Annotated in this window: 2 protein-coding genes; both read left to right on the forward strand. The window is 69.8% G+C overall.

Annotation, left to right across the window (positions count from 1 at the left end):
• A partial coding sequence (locus AB4Z01_RS35570) for an autotransporter outer membrane beta-barrel domain-containing protein (RefSeq protein ID WP_441701493.1) occupies positions 1-1,241 on the forward strand: 1,241 nt, incomplete at its 5' end.
• A gap of 335 nt (positions 1,242-1,576) precedes the next feature.
• Positions 1,577-6,836, forward strand: a 5,260-nt coding sequence (locus AB4Z01_RS35575; RefSeq protein WP_441701495.1) for a beta strand repeat-containing protein, incomplete at its 3' end; no start/stop codon positions are given.

Here is a 6,836-nt window from a genome sequence, read left to right on the forward strand (position 1 = left end):
CGCTGCTGCCGGGCGCGCTGCCGGTGGTGACCGCGGGGCACCTCACCTCCACCGCCGACGGGCTCGACGCGCTGCTGTTCCACTGGGACACCGCCCAGTCGGGCAACACCCTGACGCTGGCGCCGCGCTCGGACTTCAAGCCCGGCGGCGTGGCCCTGAACGACAGCCAGTCCTCGCTGGCCGGCTATTACGGCCGGGCCTGGGACAATGGCGACAAGGCCTTCGCCACCCGCTTCGCCCAGCTGTCGACGATCAACGACCGCAGCGACTACAAGGCGGCGCTCGACGCCTGGTCCAGCAAGGCGGCGCACGCCCAGTCGATCGCCCTGGCCAATTCGGCCGGCACCATCCTCGGCGCGGCAATGAGCTGCCCGGTCTTCATCGACGACAGCGTGCTGCTGGGCGAGGACAACTGCGCCTGGGCCAAGGTCACCGGGCGCTGGACCGACCAGTCCTCCACCAGCGACACCCAGGGCTACTACGTCTCGGGCACCACCTACCGGATCGGCGCCCAGCACGAGATCGCCCCCGACTGGTATCTCGGCGCCTCCTTCGGCTTCGGCCAGAGCTGGGCGMGGATGGATGGCGGCTCCTCCGGCAACGGCGACACCTATGACGGCTCGGTCACGGTGAAGCGGGTCATGGGGCCGTGGCAGTTCGCAGGCTCSGTCGCCTTCGCCGGCGGCTCGTTCGAGGCCGACCGCCGGGTCGACATCCCCGGCATCGCCAGCGAGACGCTGAAGAGCGACCCCAGCATCTTCCTGGCCGGCGGCCGGCTGCGCGCCGCCTATGAGTTCGCCTTCGMSGACTGGTACATCCGGCCCTATGGCGACCTCGACGTGGTCTACACCGACCTGCCCGGCTTCGAGGAGAAGGGCGACGACCTGTACGCSCTSGACGTCCGCGGCAGCAGCAAGACCAGCGTGGCGCTGTCGCCGATGGTGGAGTTCGGGGGGCGGCTGGACCTGGACCCGGAGACCGCGCTGCGGGCCTATGTCGCCTTCGGCATGAGCTACCTGCCGGACAACAGCCGGACGATCCATTCCAGCTTCGCCGGGGCATCCTCGGCCAACGGCACCTTCAGCGACCAGATCGACTCGCCGGAGGTGCTGGGCCGGATCGATGTCGGGCTGCAGCTGTTCCGGTCCGGCGGCTTCGAGCTGAAGGGCGAATACACCGCCGATGTCGGCGGCGCCTTCCTCAGCCAGTCCGCCAGCGCCCGCGCCGCCTATCACTTCTGACGGCGAGGGCCATCGGCAATGATCGGGCCGCGGGGAGACCCCGCGGCCCGGCCGGCTTCGATCTGGCGATCATCAACCTCCCAGCCGTGAAAGGAGAGGAGGCCAGACACGCGCGCTTCCCAAGTGACAGTCGAAAGAACTGCCGCCGTTGATTGCCGGTCGGCCATGGGATTCTTGTTTCGACAGCAAGCGGCAACGGAGGCCGAATACTATCAAATGATGGGCCCTGGCCGGATCTGGTACCATTGATTCCCTCCAACTGGATCTATGGCCGGAATACATACGGCAATAACATTCGCTTCGGCCGCGCCTGTGAGATGAGCGGTGACATCTGAGTGGGGGGTGGGGGGATCATGGCGGAAAGATTGTCCGGGACAGGCTTCAAGCCTGGCGCGAGCTTGGTCGACGCGGTGGCGAGGCTTTCCGGTGCCCCGAGCTGCCGGGCGCAGGCATCAGCTGCGAGCCCGGCAGCCTTCAGAGCAGCGCCGCCGCGTCAACCTGTTCTGCATCGGCGCCGCCTGGTCGCCGGGCTGCTGGGAACTGCAGCCTGGCTCGCCATGCCGGATCCGGCCGCGGCACAGAGTTGCCCGCAGGGGATCTACTACGACTGCGTCTTCGGCACCGCGGGACAGGGGGGCGGGTCCTTCGGCGGTTGGGGCCTCCCTGGATACACGGTCAACGCGCCGACGGTGTCGGCCACGAGCGCGGCTGAGACTCCGTCCGGCAACAGCCTGCCCGGCTTCCTGGCCTTGGGCCAAGGGGGCGTCGGAGGGGTCGGCGGATCCAACAGCGACAGCGCTGGAGGCGTTACGGGCGGCGCCGGCGGCGGCGGCGGTGCGGTCACCGGCACCGTCGGCATCATCCTGGCCGGCGCGACTGCGAATGCCGTCACCGCGACCACTGCGGGTGACAGCTCGCCCGGCGCCTATGCCGTCAGTGTCGGCGGGCAAGGCGGCGTCGGCGGCTATGTAAATACCGGCCTGGGTGGTGACAGCTCCGGCGGCGCGGGCGGCGGGGGCGGCGCAGCCGGTGACGTCGTTGTCGGCGGCGATATCGGCGACTCCTCTGTCGGCCTGACCGCCATCATCTCCACCGGCGGCACGTCCTCTCCCGGCATCGTCGCCCAGTCCGAGGGCGGCGCGGGCGGCAGCGGCGGCACCGGAAATGGTGAGAAATTCAAAGGTGGGAACGGCGGGAACGGCGGTGCCGCGGGCGCGGTGACGGTCACCGTCGGCGAAGGCTCCGCCATCACGACGACGGGGGACGGTTCCGTCGGCATCCTGGCGCAGTCTCTCGGCGGGGCAGCCGGCCTGGGAGGATTCGGAAACAACGACAGTGGCGGCACGGGCGGCACGGGCGGCGATGCGAGCACTGCGACGGCGAACAACAACGGCTCGATCAGCACCCAGGGCCAGGCGGCCCATGGCATCGTCGCACAGTCGCTGGCCGGGGGCGGCGGGTCCGGCGGCACCTCCTGGGGTCTCTTCCACTCCAACGGCGGAACAGGGGCCGCAGGCGGCACCTCCGACCAGGCCAGCGTGGAGAACAACGGGACGATCACGACGATCGGCCCGAATGCGTTCGGCGTCCTGCTTCAGTCCATCGGCGGCGGCGGCGGTGCCGGCGGCAGCGCCAGCGGCGTCATCGCGAATGTCGGCGGCAGCGGCGGCTTCGCGGCCGATGGCGGCAACGTGAGCTTCACCGCAGGCAACGGCGAGCCCTGGACCACGAGTGACGACAGCATCACGACCAGCGGCATCTCCGCCATCGGTGTTCTCGGCCAGTCGATCGGCGGCGGCGGCGGCGATGGCGGCGGCGCGTCTGGCGTTTTCGTGACCATCGGCGGCACCGGCACCGGCGGCGGCAACGGCGGACAGGTCACTGCCGCGCTCGATCCCGGCTCCCAGATCGGCACGTCGGGCGACGGGTCCGCCGCCGTCGTGATGCAGTCGATCGGCGGCGGCGGCGGCAACGCCGGCAATGCCGCAACCGGGGGGCTGTTCGCCGGGGTCGCGATCGGCGGGGCGGCCGGCCAGGGGGGCAATGGAGGACCGACCCAGATCACGTCGACCGGAACGACGATCACGACTTCCGGCTCGAAGTCGCCCGGCCTTGTGGCGCAGTCGGTCGGCGGCGGCGGCGGAAACGGCGGCCAAGCCTTCTCTGGCTCGATCGGACCCGGCTTTGCGGCCGATGTGTCGGTCGGTGGCACGGCCGGCGCCGGCGGAGCCGGCGGCTCGGCTGTCGTCGAGGTGACAGGCGGCTCGATCGCGACGGGCCAGGATCAAGGGCTCACGGGCGACAGCAGCGATCCGAGCAGCTGCTCATCGCTGCCCTGCAACACGCTCCCGGTCGACAGCTACGGGGTTGTGGTCCAGAGCATCGGCGGCGGCGGCGGCCTCGGCGGGTCGGCGATGTCGAAGGCCGTGGCCATCGCGATCCCGGTGACAGGCTCCGGCAGCCAGGTCGGGGTGGCCGCCTCAGTGGCCCTGGGCGGGAAAGGCGGCAGCGGCGGCGCCGGGGGAACCGCGCAATTCTCGCTGTCGAACGGCGGCACGATCACCACCAGCGGCCAGGGATCCACGGCCGTGCTGGTCCAGAGCATCGGCGGCGGCGGCGGCGCCGGCGGCGACTCCTCCGCCAGCGCCGCAGTGCTGGGATATGGTGAGCTGTCGGTGCCAAGTGGCGCCAACTCGGAAGGCTTGTCGATCACGGTCTCGATGGGCGGCAGCGCCGGCGGCGGCGGTGCGGGCAGCTCGGTGGGAGTCGCGCTGGGCGGCACGGCCACATGGGACCAGACTCAGAATCAGGGCCAGGGCGGTTTCGACCTCACCCCCGACCAGGGTCTGGCCCCGACCGCCATCGTCACCTATGGCGACTTCGCGACCGGACTCAAGGCGCAGTCTATCGGCGGCGGCGGCGGCGATGCCGGGTTCGGCAGCGGCAACACGCAGGATTTCGGCACCGGAGCCAGCGGGGCGGTCAAGGTCACCTTGGGCTCGACCGGCGGGTCCGGAGGCGCCGGCGGCGACGTGCAGGCTGCTCTCTTCGCCGGGAACGGCATCACGACCTATGGTTCGGAGGCGGTCGGAATGCTGGTGCAGTCGGTCGGCGGCGGCGGCGGCACGTCCCAGGGCGGCTCCTTCAGCCTCGCCCAGACCTACACGCCAAGCACGGATGACGGCGACCCGAAGGCCCCGACCATCAAACCGAGCGTGACGGTCAACCTCGGCACCACCGGGGGCGGCGGCGGAGCCGGTGGTGACGTGGCGGTCAGCGTGCAGGCTCCGATCACCACCTATGGCGGTGATGCGACCGGCGTGCTGGCGCAGTCGATCGGCGGCGGCGGCGGGCTCGGCGGATCGGCCGGGGCCGACGCCTCGGCGGACAATCCCATCCTTCCCGACCTGAAGGAGCGGCAACTGGTCAGCCAGGTCGCAAACTTTTTCAACGGCAAACCGCCCTCGATCAGCGCGGCCTTCAATCTCTCGATCGGCGGGACCGGCGGGACCGCCGGGACCGGCGGCACGGTTTCGGTGGATCTGTCGGCTCCGGTCACCACGGCGGGGGATTGGGCGCACGGCGTCGTCGCACAGTCGATCGGCGGCGGCGGCGGCAAGGGCGGAACTGCCGCCGCGACCGGCACTGGGGTGTCCGATCAAGTCACGGTCAATGTCACCCACGCCATCGGCGGCAGTGGCGGCAGCGGCAATGACGGCGGCATCGTGACACTGACTCTGGACGACGGCGCCTCCATCACGACAGGCGCGCCCAACGCCCAAGGCAAGATCATCGGCGGGTTTGGCGCTGCCGCCGTGGTCCTCCAAAGCATCGGCGGCGGCGGCGGCATCGGCATGGACGGCTCCGACGCCGCGACGGGTCTCATCTCGGTGGGCAGCGCCACCGGCTACGAATCCAACGGCAGCGGCCCCTGGATCGTCAACGGGGGCGGCAGAGGCGACGGCGGCACGGTGAGTCTCCTGACCAACAACACCAGCCAGATCAATATCGCGACCTCCGGCTTCGGCGCCGACGGCGTCCTGCTGCAATCGATCGGCGGCAGCGGCGGCATCGGCGGGGCCGGTTCCTCGAACTGGACTGCGTACAGCACCGGACGCCTGGACCTGATGGTCGGGGGTGGTCCCGATGCCGACGGCAGTGGCGGCACCGTCAACTTCAACCAGAGCGGCTCACCCAGCGATCCCATCGCAATCTCGACCTCGGGTGATGATGCCTACGGCATTCTGGCGCAAAGCATCGGCAATGGCGGCGGTGTCATCACCGCCACGCAGAGCGCGCCGACCATGACGACCAGCGTCGGCTACGTGTCGCAGAGCCAAGGCGATGGCGGCGACGTCAACGTGACCATCGGCAACCAAACCTCGATCAACACCTCGGGAGCCGCTGCGTTCGGCATCGTCGCGCAGTCGATCGGCGGCGGTGGAGGCGTCATCCGCGTGGACAGTGGCCAGAACGATGTCCCTTCACTCACCACGAATCCGTCCTCGCTGGGCCGGATCACGCAGTGGGAGCCGGGTCAGGGCAATGGGGGCGTTGTGACCGTCACTGTCGATCAAGGCGGGTCCATCAACGCCACCGGCCCGGGCGCGATCGGGATTTTCGCACAGAGCATCGGTGGCGGCGGCGGATTGGTGGCCAACGGCAACACGATCTATGCCGGCGCGCCCCTGACCGCCAGCCATTCCAGCGGCGGAGGCGTTGGCGGTCCTGTCTTGGTGACCGTGAACGACTCGGTCTTGGCCAGCGGCCAGAACGGGATCGGGATTTTCGTCCAAACAGCGGGCTATGGACCTTCGACCGGGCGGGCGGATGTGGTGATCAACAGCTACGACAACCAATTCACCACTGTGTCTGGTGGAACCGGGCCGGGCAGCGCCGGTATCTGGATCGACACTCCCGCCAACGGTCCAGTCGCGTATGTGACCAACGACTGGGCCACGATCACGACGGCCGACGGAACCGGTGGCACGGCAATCACGGTGACCGGCGGCGGGCAGGTCCAAGTGGCCAACAATTCCGGCGTCATCGACGGCACCGACATCACCGGCACAATCACCGGCTCGGTGCTCACCAACGGCGGCCAGTTCCTTCAAAGCGGAATCTACAACGCCGGCCCGATGGTAGACGCCGCGACCGTCACCAACAGCGGGACCTTCAATCTGGGCATGCCGGGCGAGCTGCGGTCCACCAGGGTGACAGGGGATTTGATCCAGACGAAGGACGGCCGGCTGGGCGTGACCGTCGACTCGCTGAACAATGCGGCCGGCCACCTGCAGGTCGACGGCACGGCGACGCTGGACGGCAAGATCGTGCCGACGGTGCTCTCGCTGCTGCCGGGCGCGCTGCCGGTGGTGACCGCGGGGCACCTCACCTCCACCGCCGACGGGCTCGACGCGCTGCTGTTCCACTGGGACACCGCCCAGTCGGGCAACACCCTGACGCTGGCGCCGCGCTCGGACTTCAAGCCCGGCGGCGTGGCCCTGAACGACAGCCAGTCCTCGCTGGCCGGCTATTACGGCCGGGCCTGGGACAATGGCGACAAGGCCTTCGCCACCCGCTTCGCCCAGCTGTCGA

Origin of the sequence: Inquilinus sp. YAF38, from assembly GCF_052113205.1 — a bacterium.
GTDB lineage: Bacteria > Pseudomonadota > Alphaproteobacteria > DSM-16000 > Inquilinaceae > Inquilinus.